We start from the raw sequence: 17,766 nt of genomic DNA, 5'->3' as shown, positions 1-17,766 counted from the left end.
GAGGAATGCTGGTCGTGATCTGCTGCATGGCAGGGATCGCGATGGCTGATGAAAAGAACATTCTGGTCACCAGTGGCAGCGATCGGGCTACCCCGATCGCCGTCGTACCGTTCGGCATGCAAGGCGGTGCGGTGCTGCCGGACGACATGGCTGAAATCATTGGTAACGATTTGCGGAACTCGGGCTACTACTCGCCGATTCCAAAGCAAAACATGATCAGCCAGCCAAGCCAGCCGAGCGAAATCATTTTCCGTGACTGGAAGGCGGTGGGTGCTCAATACATGATGGTCGGCAGCATTGCTCCTGCGGGCGGTCGTCTGCAGGTGCAATGGGCACTGTTCAACGTGGCCACCGAGCAGAAAGTGGCTGACGGCAGTGTTTCCGGTACCACCGAGCAACTGCGTGACATGGCGCACTTCATCTCTGACCAGTCGTTCGAAAAACTCACCGGTATCAAAGGTGCGTTTTCGACCCGTCTGCTGTACGTGACAGCCGAGCGTTTCTCCGAGAAGAACACTCGCTACACCCTGCAGCGTTCGGACTACGACGGTGCCCGTGCCGTGACTCTGCTGCAATCGCGCGAGCCGATCCTGTCGCCGCGTTTCGCACCGGATGGCAAGCGCATCGCCTACGTGTCGTTCGAGCAGAAGCGTCCACGGATCTTCATGCAGAACATCGACACCGGTCGCCGTGAGCAGATCACGAACTTCGAAGGCCTGAACGGTGCTCCAGCCTGGTCGCCGGATGGCAATCGCCTGGCTTTCGTACTGTCGAAAGACGGCAACCCTGACATCTATGTGATGAATCTGGGTTCGCGTCAGATCACTCGTGTGACGGCAGGTCCTGGCATCAACACCGAACCGTACTGGGGCAAGGATGGTTCGACCATCTACTTCACCTCGGACCGTGGCGGCAAGCCGCAGATCTACAAAACCAGCGCCAGCGGCGGTGGTGCCGAGCGTGTGACCTTCATTGGCAACTACAACGCCAACCCGAAGCTTTCGGCTGATGAAAAGACTCTGGTGATGATCCATCGCCAGGATGGTTTCACCAATTTCAAGGTGGCGGCCCAGGATTTGCAGCGAGGTAGTGTAAAGATCCTCACTGATAGCACTCTGGACGAGTCACCTACTGTTGCGCCCAACGGCACCATGGTAATCTACGCCACCCGCCAGCAGGGCCGGGGAGTCTTGATGCTCGTGTCCATTAATGGACGCGTGAGGCTCCCGCTTCCTACCGCACAAGGCGAAGTCAGAGAACCGTCCTGGTCCCCTTACCTGAACTGACGCGGCGCTTTACGTTTTACTTAACACACTGGGGTTCATTAGGAGTTTCACGATGGAAATGCTGAAGTTTGGTAAATTTGCTGCGCTGGCTCTGGCCATGGCTGTAGCTGTAGGTTGCTCGTCCAAAGGCGGCGACAACGCCGGTGAAGGCGCTGTTGATCCAAACGCTGGTTACGGCGCAAACACTGGTGCCGTTGACGGTTCCCTGAGCGAAGAAGCTGCTCTGCGCGCAATCACCACCTTCTACTTCGAATACGACAGCTCGGACCTGAAGCCAGAAGCCATGCGCGCTCTGGACGTTCACGCCAAAGACCTGAAAGCAAACGGCGCTCGCGTTGTTCTGGAAGGCAACACCGACGAACGTGGTACTCGTGAGTACAACATGGCACTGGGCGAGCGTCGTGCGAAAGCCGTTCAGCGCTACCTGGTACTGCAAGGTGTTTCCCCAGCTCAGCTGGAACTGGTTTCCTACGGCGAAGAGCGTCCAGTTGCTACCGGCAACGACGAGCAGTCCTGGGCTCAAAACCGTCGCGTCGAACTGCGTAAGTAATTCGATATGCGAACGTGCCGTCGTGCTGTAACTGTTCTGGCTCTCAGCCTCGCGCCGCTTGCGGCGTGGGCTGCGGTTCCTGTGGTCGATGACAACTCCGGTTATAACAATAGCGGGAGCAGTTATCCGCCTGCGGGTTACGGTACGAACGGCGCCTATGCCGGGGGAGCGGCTTCGGCCCCTGCCTCGGCACAGGGCATGCTGTTCAACCAACTGCAACAGATGCAGGATCAGATATCGCGCCAACAAGGTGTGATCGAAGAACTGCAGAATCAGGTTGCGCGCATGAAACAGGAATCCCTGGAGCGATACCAGGATCTTGATCGGCGCATAGGATCCGGCGTTGCACCTGCCGCGACTCCTGAGAATTCTTCTGCCGGTGGCGATGCAAGTGCTGCTGCCGGTGCTGCCGCTGGCGCCGGGGCTGCTGCCGCCCAGGCACCTGCTGCAAGTAGCGAACCGGGTGATCCGGCCAAGGAAAAGCTGTATTACGATGCCGCTTTCGACCTGATCAAGGCCAAGGATTTCGACAAGGCCAGCCAGGCTTTCTCGGCATTCCTGCGCAAATACCCGAACAGCCAATACGCGGGCAATGCCCAGTACTGGTTGGGTGAAGTGAACCTGGCCAAGGGCGATCTGCAAGGTGCAGGTCAGGCTTTCGCCAAGGTGTCGCAGCTCTATCCCAAGCACGCCAAAGTGCCGGATTCGCTGTACAAGCTGGCTGATGTAGAGCGCCGCCTCGGTCACACCGACAAGGTCAAAGGCATTCTGCAACAGGTGGTTTCCCAATACCCGGGAACCTCCGCTGCTCAGTTGGCCCAACGCGATCTGCAACGCATGTAAGTGTGTTTGACCCGTTTGGAAGAAACCCGCGCTTGTCGCGGGTTTTTTCGTTAGAATTCACGCCCTTTTTCTGAAACACGCTTCTGGTGATCTACGCGTTGGCGGGGTTGCCGGAAGTGCCTGACGGAGGCGGACAGCCTGTTTAGCTGTTACGCCCGTGGCGACTATGCAAGACACATTGAGAATTACCGAAGTTTTCTACTCGTTACAGGGGGAAACGCGGACTGCCGGGCTGCCCACGGTTTTTGTGCGCCTGACCGGTTGCCCGTTGCGTTGCCAATACTGCGACAGTGCCTATGCGTTCAGCGGCGGCACCATTCGTACCCTCGACGACATCCTCGAGCAGGTGGCCGGATATCGTCCGCGCTATGTCTGTGTGACTGGCGGTGAACCGCTGGCACAGCCGAACGCCATCCCTTTGCTCAAGCAGTTGTGTGATGCCGGATATGAGGTCTCCCTGGAAACCAGTGGTGCCCTCGACATCTCGGCGGTAGATCCGCGCGTCAGTCGCGTTGTCGACCTGAAGACGCCGGACTCCAAAGAGGCGCACCGCAACCGCTACGAAAATATCGAACTGTTGACGCCCAACGATCAGGTGAAGTTTGTCATCTGTTCGCGGGACGACTATGACTGGGCGGTCTCGAAGCTGATCCAGTACGGCCTTGATCGCCGTGCGGGTGAAGTGCTGTTTTCCCCAAGTCATCATGACCTCAATGCCAGGGATCTGGCGGACTGGGTGGTGGCAGACAACCTGCCGGTGCGGTTGCAATTGCAGCTGCATAAATATCTATGGAATGACGAGCCAGGGCGCTGATATGACTGAACAACTGAACACTCACGAAAAACGTGCAGTAATCCTGCTGTCGGGTGGCCTCGATTCGGCTACTGTGGTCGCGATGGCCCGGGCTGAAGGCTACGCCTGCTACACCATGAGTTTCGATTACGGCCAGCGCTCTCATGCGGAGCTGCATGCCGCAGCGCGCGTCGCTCGCGATCTGGGTGTGGTCGAGCACAAAGTGATCGGCCTGAACCTGAACGGTATGGGCGGCTCCGCGCTGACCGACACCAGCATCGACATCCCGGAAGAGCTGGGCGAGGGCATCCCGGTGACCTACGTGCCGGCGCGCAACACGGTGTTCCTGTCGCTGGCGCTGGGCTGGGCTGAAGTGCTTGGCGCGCGTGACATCTTTATCGGAGTCAACGCGGTGGACTATTCCGGTTACCCGGATTGCCGTCCGGAGTTCATCGAGTCGTTCGAGCGCATGGCCAATCTGGCGACCAAGGCGGGCGTGGAAGGCAACGGTTTCCGCATCCAGGCACCGCTGCAGAACCTGAGCAAGGCGCAGATCGTCCAGGCGGGCGTGAAGCTGGGCGTGGATTACGGCCTGACCGTTTCCTGCTATCAGGCGGACGATGAAGGCCGCGCGTGCGGCAAATGCGACAGCTGCCGCCTGCGTGCAGAAGGCTTCGCAGCGGCCGGTGTAAGCGATCCAACACCTTATTTTTGATTTTTTTCAAAAAGGTGTTGAATAGTCCTTAAAAATCAGTATTATACGCGCCACCACACAGCGGGTCGTTAGCTCAGTTGGTAGAGCAGTTGGCTTTTAACCAATTGGTCGTAGGTTCGAATCCCACACGACCCACCATATTTGGCGGTTTAGAAAATCCGGAAGGCCCACGAAAGTGAGGATTTCCGGGTTTTTTTTTGCCTGCGATTCGGGCACCGCTCTGTTCATCGTTGCCTGTGCTGACACAGGTCAGAATCATCTTTTGTATCAACGGGATATTCTGTAGCCTTGCCCAGCTTCAACGCTGTCCGTGCCTGATAAAACTCACTCTCCCGGCGGTACCCTCATGTGGTCCGGAGCCGGGTGTATACTCGACTTTCGCGCGAAAGCGCCTGCAGGTCTTGCGAACATGACGCAGATTTCCGAACGCCTTCTGGTTCAAGCCCACCTCGATGCCAAACAGCCCAAACCGCTGACTGCCGAGGAAGAGGCCTACTACCGTTCCGCCATCGCCGCCGAGCTCAAGGCTCAGGACGCGGTGCTGGTGGCTCACTTCTATTGCGATCCGGTGATTCAGGCATTGGCCGAAGAAACCGGCGGCTGTGTGTCCGACTCCCTCGAAATGGCGCGCTTCGGCAACGCTCACCCGGCCAAGACCGTGGTGGTCGCCGGCGTGAAGTTCATGGGCGAGACCGCGAAGATCCTCAACCCGGAAAAACGCGTGCTGATGCCGACCCTGGACGCGACCTGCTCGCTGGACCTCGGTTGCCCGGTAGACGAGTTCTCGGCGTTTTGCGATCAGCACCCGGAGCGCACTGTGGTGGTCTATGCCAACACTTCGGCTGCGGTCAAAGCCCGCGCTGACTGGGTGGTGACGTCGAGCTGTGCACTGGAGATCGTCGAAAGCCTGATGGACAACGGCGAGACCATCATCTGGGGCCCGGACAAGCACTTGGGCACTTACATTCAGCGCAAGACGGGTGCCGACATGCTGTTATGGGACGGTGCGTGCATCGTTCACGAAGAGTTCAAATCCAAGCAGCTCGAAGACATGAAAGCGCTGTACCCGGACGCCGCGATTCTGGTGCACCCCGAGTCGCCGACCTCGGTGATCGAACTGGCAGACGCCGTCGGTTCCACCAGTCAGTTGATCGCTGCCGCGCAAAGCCTGCCGAACAAGACCCTGATCGTCGCCACCGACCGCGGTATCTTCTACAAGATGCAGCAGCTGTGCCCGGACAAGGTCTTCATCGAGGCGCCAACCGCCGGTAACGGCGCGGCGTGCCGCAGTTGCGCACATTGCCCGTGGATGGCCATGAACACTCTTGAGCGCACGCTCAAGAGCCTGAAGGAAGGGACGAACGAGATCTTTGTCGATCCAGCGCTGATTCCGCAGGCGATCCGCCCGTTGAAGCGCATGCTGGATTTCACCCAGGCGGCGCGGATGAAGCTGGCGGGTAACGCCTAAGCTCTAAAGGCAAAAAATCGCAGCCTGCGGCAGCTCCTACAGGGATCAAATGTAGGAGCTGCCGCAGGCTGCGATCTTTTTTATGGGCGCTATTTTTGTTTCTTCGGAATTCGTACCACGCGGGTATCGGAATAGATGTCGTGCCAGGTGCGCTTCTGCTTGTCATACAGCGACCAGAAGAATCCAAGCCCTGCGCACAGCCATGAAGCGATCGATACCATGAAGCGCAGCAGTGCCTGCCACAGGCTGATCGCGCTGCCATCGGCGTTCTGTACGCGTATGCCCCACACCTGCATGCCCAGTGTCTGCCCGCCGTGGGTCCAGAACTTGGCGAAGAAAGCAAACAGCACCAGCAGCAGTACCGTGGAATACAGTGGATCGCCATCCATTTTCCCGGCGTCGGTCAGCACGCGCAGGCGTTCTTCACCGATGATCGCTGCCTGGATCAACTTGTAGACGAATCCGGTGACGATCAGCAGGGCAGTGCACAGCAGGAAGTCATAGAACATCGCGGCCAGGCGCCGGCCAAGGCCAACGGCAGGAAAGTCGCCCTGGGGTGTGAGCAGGTTTTTCGACATGGCAGCCTCTGGACGCAAAATGAAGCGCCATTTTACGGATTCGCGCGCACAAAAAAGCCCCTGATATCAATATCAGGGGCTTTTTCGTAACAGAAATCAGGCTTCGGCGATGACTTCGTCAGCCTGCATGCCTTTCTGACCCTGCACAGCAACGAAGGTCACTTTCTGGCCTTCTTTCAGGCTCTTGAAGCCGTTGCCCTGAATGGCGCGGAAATGCACGAACAGATCCGGACCGCTTTCTGGAGTGATAAAACCAAAACCTTTCTCGTCGTTAAACCACTTGACGGTACCGCTCTGACGTGTCGACATTTCTTATTTCCTTTGACGCATAAATTGATGACAGTCTCTTTCTCATGAAAGAGTACTGGGGCTGGTTGCAGGAGAGTAAGAAGACGTCGAGCGGGATGTAGCTAACTTTGTAGGCTACTGCCCAGGTCACGATTCCAAGCTGACCCATGCAAACACAGTGAACAAACTCTACGCCAACTACGGGAGAAAAAACAAGCCCCGCGAAGCCCCCGGTTTTCCTGCCCCTGCTGACAGTTACTCACTCAACTAGTGCGGCTTGGGCGAATAGCTTGTTCAAAAGTTTTCGAACGTTATAAGCAAAGTTCATAATCGAATCAGATGTTAGAAAATGCACTTTTTTGTGGCGATTGCGTTACACATTAGTGCACGCATAACGCAATCGCGTTACTTATAGAAACAGTCAATCAACCACGATAGTAGCGTTGTGGAACAAATGGCATTTTGCTTACAAGCATTTGCACCTTTTTCCCACGAACGATGGCCCAGACGGATGTGTCCAGTGCAGCATAAGCGCTGTCGAGGTAACCCATCGCCAACGGGCCACCCAGGGTCGGACCGAAGCCGCCGCTGCACACGCCGCCGATGATTTCGCCAGCTTCGTTGACGATTTCTGCGCCTTCACGCACAGGTGTACGTTCCTGCGGCAGCAGGCCGACGCGTTTGCGCGTGACGCCGTTCTGCTGCTGAGCGAAAACTGTCTCTGCCCCAGGGAAACCACCGGCCCGCGCGCCGTCGGCACGGCGTGGCTTGGAGATCGCCCACAACAGGCTGGCTTCGATTGGCGTGGTGTCGGTGCTCATGTCGTGGCCATACAGGCACAGGCCGGCTTCCAGGCGCAGCGAATCGCGGGCGCCGAGGCCAATGGCCTGGACTTCCGGTTCGGCCAACAGGGCACGGGCGAGTTTTTCGGCGTCGGCGGCGGGTACCGAGATTTCGAAACCGTCTTCACCGGTGTAACCCGAACGGCTGACGAAGCAATCCACGCCCAGCAGTTGTACGCGGTTGAACTGCATGAACGTCATCTTCGCCACCTCTGGCGCAAGTCGAGCCAGCACGGTGACCGCCGCCGGACCCTGCAACGCCAGGAGCGCGCGCGCTTCGAACAGCTCCGTAATGGTGCACTGATCGCCAATGTGCTTTTGCAGATGCGCCAGGTCCTGATCCTTGCACGCGGCGTTGACCACCAGGAACAGCTCGTCGTTACCGAGGTTGGCGACCATCAGGTCGTCGAGGATGCCGCCGTTGTCGTTGGTGAACATTGCGTAGCGCTGCATGCCCACCGGCAGGTCGATGATGTCCACCGGCACCAGGGTTTCCAGAGCCTTGGCGGCATTGGCGCCGGTCAGGCGGATCTGGCCCATGTGCGAGACATCGAACAGCCCGGCCTGCTCACGGGTGTGCTGGTGTTCTTTCATCACGCCCAGCGGGTATTGCACCGGCATGTCGTAGCCGGCGAACGGCACCATGCGGGCGCCGAGTTCGATATGCAGAGCGTGCAGCGGGGTTTTCGACAGTTGTTCGGTGGACATGCGTGGCTCCTTGAAAGTTTGAGTTTGGGGGCATGGGGCTAGATTTAGATCAAGATCAAAAGCCCCTCACCCCAGCCCTCTCCCGGAGGGAGAGGGGGCTAAGTGCGGTCCTCTCCCAAAGGGAGAGGACATAAATCAGCATTCGATGATGTTGACTGCCAGACCGCCACGGGCGGTCTCTTTGTATTTGCTTTTCATGTCGGCGCCGGTCTGGCGCATGGTGCGGATGACTTTGTCGAGGGAGACGAAGTGTTGTCCGTCGCCACGCATGGCCATGCGCACCGCGTTGATCGCTTTCACCGAGCCCATGGCATTGCGCTCGATGCACGGCACCTGCACCAGCCCGCCAATCGGGTCGCAAGTCAGGCCGAGGTTGTGTTCCATGCCGATTTCCGCCGCGTTCTCGACTTGCTGCACGCTGCCGCCGAGCACTTCACACAACGCGCCGGCGGCCATCGAGCAAGCCACGCCGACCTCACCCTGACAGCCGACTTCGGCGCCGGAGATCGAGGCGTTTTCCTTGTACAGAATGCCGATCGCGGCGGCGGTCAGCAGAAAGCGCACCACGCCGTCATCGTTCGCACCGGGGATAAAGCGCATGTAGTAATGCAACACCGCCGGGATGATGCCCGCCGCGCCGTTAGTCGGCGCGGTGACCACGCGGCCGCCGTTGGCGTTTTCTTCGTTGACGGCGAGGGCGTAGAGGTTGACCCAGTCCAGCACCGACAGCGGATCGCGCAGGGCCGATTCCGGGTTCTTGCACAGTTGTCGATGCAGCGCTGCCGCCCGGCGTTTGACCTTCAGCCCGCCCGGCAAAATGCCTTCGTTGCGACAGCCAGCGGCAACGCAGTCCTGCATCACTTGCCAGATTTTCAGCAGACCGGCGCGGGTTTCCGCTTCAGGGCGCCAGGCACTTTCATTGGTCAGCATCACCTGGCTGATGGACAGACCGTAGGTAGCGCAATGGCCGAGCAAGTCCTTGGCACTTTTGAACGGGAAGGTCAGCAGTGTCGCGTCTTCGACGATGCGGTCGGCACCGGCGGCATCTTCATCAACGACGAAACCACCACCGACCGAGTAGTACTCGCGGCTGCGGATCTGAATGCCCGCCGCATCGAAGGCGCGAAAGATCATGCCGTTGGGGTGGTAGGCCAACGGCTTGCGGATCATCGCCAGGTGTTCTTTCTCGTTGAAGGCAATGCTGTGTTCGCCGAGCAGGTTCAGCCGGCCATTGCCGCGAATCTCCTGCAGGCGCGCGGCGACGGTTTCGGTGTCGACGGTGTCCGGGTGTTCGCCCTCCAGGCCGAGCAGCACGGCTTTGTCGCTGCCGTGACCCTTGCCGGTGGCGCCGAGCGAGCCGTACAGCTCGACTTTGACGGTGCTGGTGGCCGACAACAGGTCATCGCGGCGCAGGCCTTCGGCGAAGCGCGCAGCGGCGCGCATCGGGCCGACGGTGTGGGAGCTGGAAGGGCCGATGCCAATCTTGAACAGGTCGAACACGCTTAACGACATGAGTGGTTCTCCGGTTTCTTGTTATAGGAATTGGCGGAATATCAGGCAGGTTACATTCCCCTGTAGGAGCTGCCGAAGGCTGCGATCTTTTGATCTTGATTTTTTAACAGCAAGATCAAAAGATCGCAGCCTTCGGCAGCTCCTACAGGGAAGGAGCGGGGCAGGTAAAACTGCCCCTCCTTCGGTTAAGCGTAGCTTTCGATCGACGGGCAGGCGCAGACCAGGTTGCGGTCACCGAACACGTTGTCGACACGACCGACCGGCGGCCAGTATTTGCCTTCGATCAACGACGCTACCGGATAAACGGCCTGCTCGCGGCTGTACGGGTGGGTCCACTCGCCGACCAGCTCCGCCGCTGTGTGTGGAGCGTTTTTCAGCGGGTTGTCGTCCTTGTCCAGCGTGCCGTTTTCCACCGCGCGGATTTCTTCGCGGATGCGGATCATGGCGTCGCAGAAGCGGTCCAGTTCTTCCTTGGATTCACTTTCGGTCGGCTCGATCATCAGCGTACCGGCGACCGGGAACGACATGGTCGGGGCGTGGAAGCCGAAATCGATCAAGCGCTTGGCAACGTCATCGACGCTGATGCCGCTGCTGTCTTTCAGTGGACGCAGGTCGAGGATGCATTCGTGCGCCACCAGCCCGTTGCTGCCGGTGTACAGCACTGGATAGTGCTCTTCGAGGCGACGGGAAATGTAGTTGGCATTGAGGATCGCCAGTTGCGAAGCACGCTTCAGACCGGCGCCGCCCATCATGCGAATGTACATCCAGGTGATCGGCAGAATGCTCGCGCTGCCGAACGGTGCTGCGCAGACCGCACCTTCCTTGCGTTGCATCTGGCCGTGACCCGGCAGGAACGGGGTCAGGTGCGACTTGACGCCGATCGGGCCGACGCCCGGGCCGCCACCGCCGTGCGGAATGCAGAAGGTTTTGTGCAGATTCAGGTGGCTGACATCGCCGCCGAACTTGCCCGGTGCGCAGAGGCCGACCATCGCGTTCATGTTGGCGCCGTCGATGTACACCTGGCCGCCGTTGTCGTGAATGATGCCGCAGATTTCGCGGATACCTTCCTCGAACACGCCGTGGGTCGACGGGTAGGTGATCATCAGCGCGGCGAGGTGTTCGCGGTGCTCGATGGCTTTGGCGCGCAGGTCTTCGATATCGACGTTGCCGCGCGCATCGCACGCGGTCACCACCACGCGCATGCCAGCCATGTTGGCGGTGGCCGGGTTGGTGCCGTGGGCCGACGACGGGATCAGGCAGATGTCGCGGCGCTCGTCGCCACGGCTCTGGTGGTACGCGCGAATCGCCAGGAGGCCTGCGTACTCACCTTGCGAACCGGCGTTGGGTTGCAGCGAGATCGCGTCGTAACCGGTGGCGGCGCAGAGCATCGCTTCCAGTTCGTCGGTCAGTTGCTGGTAGCCGGCGCTCTGCGCAGCCGGAGCGAACGGGTGCAGGGCGCCGAATTCGGCCCAGGTCACCGGGATCATTTCGCTCGCGGCGTTGAGTTTCATGGTGCACGAGCCCAACGGGATCATCGTGCGATCCAGTGCCAGGTCCTTGTCCGCCAGTTTGCGCAGGTAGCGCATCAGCTCGGTTTCCGAGTGATAACGGTTGAACACCGGGTGGCTGAGGATCGGCGACTGACGTACCAGCGCCGCCGGGATGGTGCTTTGCACCGACGCGGCCAGCGCAGCGAAGTCCGGCAGGGTCTTGCCGTCGGCGAACAGCCCCCATAGGGTTTCGATGTCAGCCTGGGTGGTGGTTTCGTCCACCGACAGGCCCAGACGCTCGGCATCGATGACTCGCAGGTTGATCTGCGCGGCATGCGCCTTGTCGTGCAGCGCGGCGGTGTGTGCGCCGGTGGCTACGGTCAGGGTGTCGAAGAAGCTTGTCTGCTCGACTTTAGCGCCCAGTGCGCTCAGGCCCTTGGCCAGAATCGCGGTCAGGTGATGCACGCGGTTGGCGATCTGGGTCAGGCCTTTCGGACCGTGGTACACGGCGTACATGCTGGCGATGTTGGCCAGCAGCACTTGCGCGGTGCAGATGTTCGAGGTGGCCTTCTCGCGGCGGATGTGTTGCTCGCGGGTCTGCATCGCCAGACGCAGGGCCGGCTTGCCGAAACGGTCAACCGAAACACCGACCAGGCGGCCCGGCATGTCACGCTTGAACGCATCCTTGGTGGAGAAGTAAGCCGCGTGCGGGCCACCGAAGCCCAGCGGCACGCCGAAGCGTTGCGCGGAACCGATGGCGACGTCGGCGCCGAACTCGCCCGGAGCGGTCAGCAAAGTCAGGGCCAGCAGGTCGGCAGCGACCGCCACCAGCGCGTTGGCGGCGTGGAAGCGCTCGGTCAGTTCGCGGTAGTCGAACAGGTCACCGTTGCTCGCCGGGTATTGCAGCAGCGCGCCGAAGAATGGCGTGACGTCACTCAGTTCACGCTCATCGCCGACCACCACTTCGATGCCCAGCGGCTCGGCACGGGTGCGCAGCACGTCGAGGGTTTGCGGGTGGCTGTGGATCGAGGCGAAGAACTGGTGGCTGCCCTTGTTCTTGCTCAGGCGCTTGCAGAAGGTCATGGCTTCGGCAGCGGCGGTGGCTTCGTCGAGCAGGGAAGCGTTGGCGATCGGCAGGCCGGTGAGGTCGCTGATCAGGGTCTGGAAATTCAGCAGCGCTTCGAGACGGCCCTGGGAAATTTCCGGCTGGTACGGGGTGTAAGCGGTGTACCAGGCCGGGTTTTCCAGCAGGTTGCGCAGGATCGGCGACGGCGTGTGGCAGTTGTAGTAGCCCTGGCCGATGTAAGTCTTGAACAGTTGGTTTTTGCCGGCGATCGATTTGATCATCGCCAGGGCATCGGCTTCGCTCAGGCCGTCGTCCAGGCCGAGCACGCTGGTGCCCTTGATGCTTTCCGGGATGACGCTGGCGCTCAGCGCTTCGAGCGAGTCGAAGCCGAGGCTGTTGAGCATGGCTTGCTCGTCACCGGCGCGCGGGCCGATGTGACGGGCGATGAATTCGTTGGCAGTGCCGAGGTTTACTTGGGTCATGTCGTTACTCCTCAGGCTTCGGCTTGGGCTTTGATCAGGCGGTCGTAGGCGTCTTGATCGAGCAGTTTCGCTACAGCCGAGGCATCGCTTGGCTGGAAGCGGAAGAACCAGCCTTCGCCCAGCGGATCTTCGTTGACCAGTTCGGGGCTGCCGTCCAGTGCCGGGTTCACTTCCACGACTTCACCATCGAGCGGCATGTACACGCCGCTGGCGGCTTTCACCGATTCCACGGTGGCGGCTTCAGCGCCTTTTTCGTAAGCCTGCAGCTCAGGCAGTTGCACGAACACCACGTCGCCCAAAGCGTTCTGCGCGAATGCGGTGATGCCGACAGTAACGCTGCCGTCAGCTTCGGTGCGCAGCCATTCGTGATCTTCAGTAAAACGCAACTCGCTCATGGAAACTCCTAAGGGGGCCAGACTCGTCTGGTGGACGCGGTGGAAGGCTTGGGCACAAAGCCCTGATTTTATGAGCGGTTACTAAGCAAGAACGCGGCCATCTTGGATTTATCTATATAAATCAGATAGTTATATGTTTTCAAAAGTGATCGGAATTGAATGGCTGTAGCGAAATCGCTACAGCTTGGGGCGGGGAAAAAAGCTGATGCGGATCAAAGCCTTGCACAGCGGTGATTGGCGGCGGGTGTAGCGATATCGTTCCGCTGTAGCGCTTTCAGTACAGATGGAGGTCGGTTTTTACTGCTGAAATGCAAATCTTGAACGTTGTTGCTCAACTGTAGGAGCTGCCGCAGGCTGCGATCTTTTGATTTTGTTTTTTAAGATCAAGATCAAGATCAAAAGATCGCAGCCTGCGGCAGCTCCTACGGGGGATTTTGTGGTGGTTCAGGGTTTGTTGGGGATGCCGTATTTGCGCAGGCGATGGGCGATTGCGGTGTGCGAAGTCTGCAGGCGGCTGGCCAGTTGGCGGGTCGAGGGATAGCTGACGTAGAGTTTTTCCAGCAGCGATTTTTCGAAGGACTCGACGGCTTGTTCAAGGCTGTCGACGTCGCTGTCGGTCTGACGCGCCACCGAGGTGCCGGCGATGTCGAGATCACCAATATCGACCAGGCTGCTTTCGCAGATCGCCGCCGCGCGAAAGATCACGTTCTGCAGTTGCCGCACGTTGCCCGGCCAGCGGTTGCCGAGCAGCGCTGGATAGGTACCGGGCGCAAGGCGACAGACCGGGCGCTGAATCTGCGCACACGCCTGCTGCATGAAGTAACGCGCCAGCAACAGAATGTCCTGACCTCGCTCACGCAGCGGCGGCACTTCAACGTTGAGCACGTTGAGGCGGTAGAACAGGTCTTCGCGGAACAGACCTTCGCTGACCATTTTTTCCAGGTCGCGGTGGGTCGCGCTGAGGATCCGCACGTTGACCTTCACCTCGCGATCACCGCCCACCCGGCGGAAGCTGCCGTCATTCAGAAAGCGCAGCAGTTTGGCCTGCAAGTACGGCGACATCTCGCCAATCTCGTCGAGAAACACCGTGCCCTGGTTGGCCAGTTCCATCAGCCCCGGTTTGCCGCCACGCGCCGCGCCGGTGAAGGCGCCGGGGGCGTAGCCGAACAGTTCGCTCTCGGCGAGGTTCTCCGGCAGGGCCGCGCAGTTCAAGGCGAGAAACGGCGCACTGTGTCGCGCACTGATCGCGTGACAGGCGCGGGCCACCAGTTCTTTGCCGGTGCCGGTTTCGCCTTGAATCAGCAGCGGCGCATCAAGCGCTGCGACTCGTTGCGCGCGGGCCTTCAGCGTGCGGATCGCCGGGGATTCGCCGAGCAGCGCATCGAAGCCTTCGGCGTGGTCATGGTGCAATGCCGAGAGCTGTTCACCGATGCGGTTCGGCTGATAAAGGGTCAGCAGCGCGCCGGCGTCGGTGATCGGTGTGGCGTCGAGCAGCAGGGTCTGGCCATTGACGGTGATCTCACGCAGCGGCAGGCGGAAGCCTTGTTCGAGCAGGGTTTCCAGCAGACCGGGATCGTTGAACAGTTCCGAGACACTTTCCCCCGCCGGTTCACGCCCGTACAGCGCGATCAGTGCCGGGTTGGCCAGCAGCACCTTGCCGGCGCTATCGAGGGCGAGTACCGGATCGGTCATCGCCGCGAGCAACGCATCGAGCTGCAGGTGCCGGCGCTGACCAGGGAGGATGTCGACCACCACCACGGCCTCCACGCCGCGCACCCGGAACAACGCATCTTTGAGTTCTTCGAGCACTTGCGGGCTCAAGGTCGGTGCATCGATGTAGACGTTGGGCGGGATCATCTCCACCGCATCCAGATTGAGATTGCGCCCACCGAGGATAGCCAGGACTTCCTGGGTGATGCCGACGCGGTCGATGAAGCTGACGTGGATACGCATGGGGGCGGTTCAGTGATCTGAGGTGCGGAGGGTGGCAAGTATGCCTTGATGGGGGACTGGGGTGAAATCTTGAGATTGTTGTCGTGCTGGAGATCTACCCCTCACCCCAGCCCTCTCCCCAGAGGGGCGAGGGGGAAAGGGAGCAGATTGGGGGCTTTTCAAAACTTGAGTTCGGCTCGCTGTTTCAGGTCGGTGTACCTTGAGCGAGCAACTCGGTCAGTCCCCTCTCCCTCCGGGAGAGGGTTAGGGTGAGGGGGCTTTTGGGGTTACTCGAAATGCTCGGGATTGACCGGATCTCCGGATTGCATATTCAACTTCTGCCGGATGTCCTCAAACATCAGATCGTAATGTTTGTGCACCGAACCGATCTGGCTGTGAGCCTTTGGAATCCCGTATTTCTCGGCAATCCGGGTCACGTCGCGGGCGAAGTTGTAAGCCTCTTCCTTGGGCAGGAAAAACGCTTCCTTCATGTCCTTGCCCTGCATATTGCCGTGCAGGGTGAACTGTATCCCTTTGCCTTTTTGCGGATCGGTGAACACTTCATAGTCGAGGCACAGGTCGTAACTGACGTCATCTGGCGTCAACGCATGTCGCTCGATGTGCAAATGACCGGGGTTGAATATGGCCATGGGTTTCTCCTGATCAAGGCATGGGAGAAGGGCAGACCCTGGGCCTGCCCTTGAGTTTCTAATTATCGATAGCTGATGCCCGGCTTCGCCGTGCTGACGCGTGTGCCGGCAGTGCCCTGGACGATCGCTTCGATGTCCGCGAGCGAACCGATCACCGCGACCTTGCCAGTATGGCGCGCGAATTCGCAGGCTGCCTGCACCTTCGGCCCCATGGAGCCGGCGGCGAAACCGAGGCGCTCCAGTTCATCCGGATGCGCTTCGGCGATGGCTTTCTGCGACGGCTTGCCGTAGTCGATGAACGCCGCATTGACGTCGGTGGCGATCACCAGCAAATCGGCCTCCAGTTGCTCGGCGAGCAGCGACGAGCACAGGTCTTTGTCGATCACCGCCTCGATGCCCTTGAGGTTGCGGTGCTCGTCGTACATGGTTGGAATGCCGCCGCCACCCGCACAAATCACGATGCTGCCCTTGTCCAGCAGCCACTTGATCGGGCGGATCTCGAAGATGCGTTTCGGCCGTGGACTGGCCACCACACGGCGGAACTTGTCGCCGTCCGGAGCGATGGCCCAGCCTTTTTCAGCAGCGAGTTTTTCCGCTTCAGCCTTGTCGTAGACCGGGCCGATCGGTTTGCTCGGGTTCTGGAAGGCCGGGTCCTTGGCGTCGACTTCAACCTGGGTCAGCAGCGTGGCGAACGGCACTTCGAAGTCCAGCAGGTTGCCCAGTTCCTGTTCGATGATGTAGCCGATCATGCCTTCGGTTTCGGCACCGAGCACGTCCAGCGGGTAAGGGGTGACGGAGGTGTAGGCCGCCGCTTGCAGCGACAGCAGGCCGACTTGCGGGCCATTACCGTGGGCGATGACCAGTTGGTTGCCTGGATGGATCTTGGCGATTTGCTCGGTGGCGATGCGGATATTGGCGCGCTGGTTGTCAGCGGTCATCGGCTCGCCACGACGGAGCAGGGCGTTACCGCCCAGAGCTACGACGATACGCATAATGCAATCCTTTAAGAATTCGATGACCCTGTAGGAGCTGCCGAAGGCTGCGATCTGTTGATCTTGATCTTGATCTTGATCTTGAAAAACAAAATCAAAAGATCGCAGCCTTCGGCAGCTCCTACAGGTCAGTGGTTGATCAGGAAATCCCGATCAGCTGTTACAGATCAGCCAGGGTCGAGACCAGAATCGCCTTGATCGTGTGCATGCGGTTTTCCGCTTGCTCGAAGGCGATGCAGGCGGGCGACTCGAACACGTCGTCGGTCACTTCAATGCCGTTGGCCAGGTGCGGATACTGCTCGGCGATCTGTTTGCCGACCTTGGTATCGCTGTTGTGGAACGCCGGCAGGCAGTGCATGAACTTGGTGCGCGGGTTGCCGGTGGCTTTCATCAGCTCTTTGTTGACCTGGTACGGCAGCAGTTGCTGGATACGTTCGGCCCATGCCTCAACCGGCTCGCCCATCGACACCCAGACGTCGGTGTGGATGAAATCGACGCCTTTGACTGCGGCTTTCGGGTCTTCGGTCAGGGTGATGCGTGCGCCGGATTCTTCCGCGTATTTCTTGCAGCGATCGACCAGATCGTCATGCGGCCACAGGGCTTTCGGCGCGCAGATGCGCACGTCCATGCCGAGCTTGGCGCCGACCAGCAGCAACGAGTTGCCCATGTTGTTGCGCGCATCGCCGAGGTAGGCATAGCTGATTTCGTGGATCGGCTTGTCGGCATGTTCCCGCATGGTCAGCACGTCGGCGATCATTTGCGTTGGGTGATATTCATCGGTCAGGCCGTTGAACACCGGCACCCCGGCGAACTTCGCCAGCTCTTCGACGATTTCCTGTTTGAAGCCACGGTACTCGATGGCGTCGTACATGCGACCCAGCACGCGGGCCGTGTCTTTCATGCTTTCCTTGTGACCGATCTGCGACGAGTTCGGGTCGATGTAGGTGACGTTGGCGCCTTGGTCGTACGCCGCCACTTCGAACGCGCAACGGGTGCGGGTCGAGGTTTTTTCGAAGATCAGGGCGATGTTGTTGCCCTTGAGGTGTTGCTGCTCGGTGCCGGTGTACTTGGCGCGTTTCAGATCGCGGGACAGGTCGAGCAGGTAACGCAGCTCGCGTGGGGTGTGGTGTTCCAGGCTGAGCAGGTTACGGTTGTGGATGTTAAAAGCCATGATGG

16 protein-coding genes and 1 tRNA gene are annotated in these 17,766 nt (G+C 59.7%); 7 read left to right on the top strand and 10 right to left on the bottom strand.

Annotated features, from left to right (window positions below):
* Positions 1-5 precede the first annotated feature (5 nt).
* From tolB to nadA, 7 genes are all read left to right on the top strand, one after another.
* On the top strand, positions 6-1,286 hold the full coding sequence (gene tolB / locus JN524_RS06470) for a Tol-Pal system beta propeller repeat protein TolB (RefSeq protein WP_164747834.1): 1,281 nt from the start codon (positions 6-8) through the stop codon (positions 1,284-1,286).
* A 52-nt stretch (positions 1,287-1,338) separates the two neighbouring features.
* A complete protein-coding gene (pal, locus tag JN524_RS06465; protein WP_003178634.1) occupies positions 1,339-1,836 on the top strand; it encodes a peptidoglycan-associated lipoprotein Pal in 498 nt (165 codons plus the stop codon).
* A 6-nt stretch (positions 1,837-1,842) separates the two neighbouring features.
* On the top strand, positions 1,843-2,679 hold the full coding sequence (gene ybgF / locus JN524_RS06460; protein ID WP_047296035.1) for a tol-pal system protein YbgF: 837 nt from the start codon (positions 1,843-1,845) through the stop codon (positions 2,677-2,679).
* Positions 2,680-2,845: 166 nt separating this feature from the next.
* Entirely contained in the window at positions 2,846-3,493 is a 648-nt protein-coding gene (gene queE / locus JN524_RS06455) for a 7-carboxy-7-deazaguanine synthase QueE (protein ID WP_202368850.1), read from the top strand.
* A gap of 1 nt (position 3,494) precedes the next feature.
* Positions 3,495-4,187: a 7-cyano-7-deazaguanine synthase QueC gene (gene queC / locus JN524_RS06450; RefSeq protein WP_003227501.1), complete on the top strand. Its 693-nt coding sequence runs from the start codon at positions 3,495-3,497 to the stop codon at positions 4,185-4,187.
* A gap of 62 nt (positions 4,188-4,249) precedes the next feature.
* A tRNA-Lys gene (locus tag JN524_RS06445) sits at positions 4,250-4,325 on the top strand.
* 271 nt (positions 4,326-4,596) lie between these two features.
* A complete protein-coding gene (gene nadA / locus JN524_RS06440; protein WP_003227499.1) occupies positions 4,597-5,655 on the top strand; it encodes a quinolinate synthase NadA in 1,059 nt (352 codons plus the stop codon).
* Between the two features lie 89 nt (positions 5,656-5,744).
* On the opposite strand, the gene JN524_RS06435 is transcribed toward nadA, so the two are convergent.
* The 10 genes from JN524_RS06435 to JN524_RS06390 form a co-directional block, all read right to left on the bottom strand.
* Positions 5,745-6,233, bottom strand: a complete 489-nt coding sequence (locus JN524_RS06435) for an RDD family protein (RefSeq protein ID WP_202368849.1) — start codon at positions 6,231-6,233, stop codon at positions 5,745-5,747.
* A 96-nt stretch (positions 6,234-6,329) separates the two neighbouring features.
* Positions 6,330-6,542 (bottom strand): cold-shock protein, encoded by a 213-nt coding sequence (locus tag JN524_RS06430; protein ID WP_007951194.1) that lies wholly within the window; start codon positions 6,540-6,542, stop codon positions 6,330-6,332.
* Positions 6,543-6,946: 404 nt separating this feature from the next.
* The gene (gene gcvT / locus JN524_RS06425; RefSeq protein WP_202368848.1) at positions 6,947-8,071 is read right to left on the bottom strand and encodes a glycine cleavage system aminomethyltransferase GcvT; all 1,125 of its coding nucleotides are present in this window, start codon (positions 8,069-8,071) and stop codon (positions 6,947-6,949) included.
* Positions 8,072-8,206: 135 nt separating this feature from the next.
* Positions 8,207-9,583: an L-serine ammonia-lyase gene (locus JN524_RS06420; RefSeq protein ID WP_202368847.1), complete on the bottom strand. Its 1,377-nt coding sequence runs from the start codon at positions 9,581-9,583 to the stop codon at positions 8,207-8,209.
* 185 nt (positions 9,584-9,768) lie between these two features.
* Positions 9,769-12,621, bottom strand: a complete 2,853-nt coding sequence (gene gcvP, locus JN524_RS06415; protein ID WP_442964267.1) for an aminomethyl-transferring glycine dehydrogenase — start codon at positions 12,619-12,621, stop codon at positions 9,769-9,771.
* Between the two features lie 11 nt (positions 12,622-12,632).
* Entirely contained in the window at positions 12,633-13,016 is a 384-nt protein-coding gene (gcvH, locus tag JN524_RS06410) for a glycine cleavage system protein GcvH (protein WP_003227486.1), read from the bottom strand.
* 444 nt (positions 13,017-13,460) lie between these two features.
* Positions 13,461-14,969 carry a sigma-54-dependent transcriptional regulator gene (locus JN524_RS06405; RefSeq protein WP_095137042.1) on the bottom strand — a complete coding sequence of 503 codons (1,509 nt, stop codon included), beginning with the start codon at positions 14,967-14,969 and terminating at the stop codon, positions 13,461-13,463.
* A 266-nt stretch (positions 14,970-15,235) separates the two neighbouring features.
* The gene (locus JN524_RS06400) at positions 15,236-15,598 is read right to left on the bottom strand and encodes a DUF5064 family protein (protein ID WP_041068604.1); all 363 of its coding nucleotides are present in this window, start codon (positions 15,596-15,598) and stop codon (positions 15,236-15,238) included.
* 62 nt (positions 15,599-15,660) lie between these two features.
* Positions 15,661-16,590, bottom strand: a complete 930-nt coding sequence (arcC, locus tag JN524_RS06395; protein ID WP_135296418.1) for a carbamate kinase — start codon at positions 16,588-16,590, stop codon at positions 15,661-15,663.
* A 160-nt stretch (positions 16,591-16,750) separates the two neighbouring features.
* Positions 16,751-17,761, bottom strand: coding sequence for an ornithine carbamoyltransferase (locus JN524_RS06390; protein WP_003227481.1), 1,011 nt, complete (start codon positions 17,759-17,761; stop codon positions 16,751-16,753).
* Positions 17,762-17,766 lie beyond the last annotated feature (5 nt).

The organism is Pseudomonas sp. MWU318, assembly GCF_016756945.1.
GTDB classification, from domain to species: Bacteria; Pseudomonadota; Gammaproteobacteria; order Pseudomonadales; family Pseudomonadaceae; genus Aquipseudomonas; species Aquipseudomonas putida_A.
This window is presented reverse-complemented; position numbering and strand designations above follow the sequence as displayed.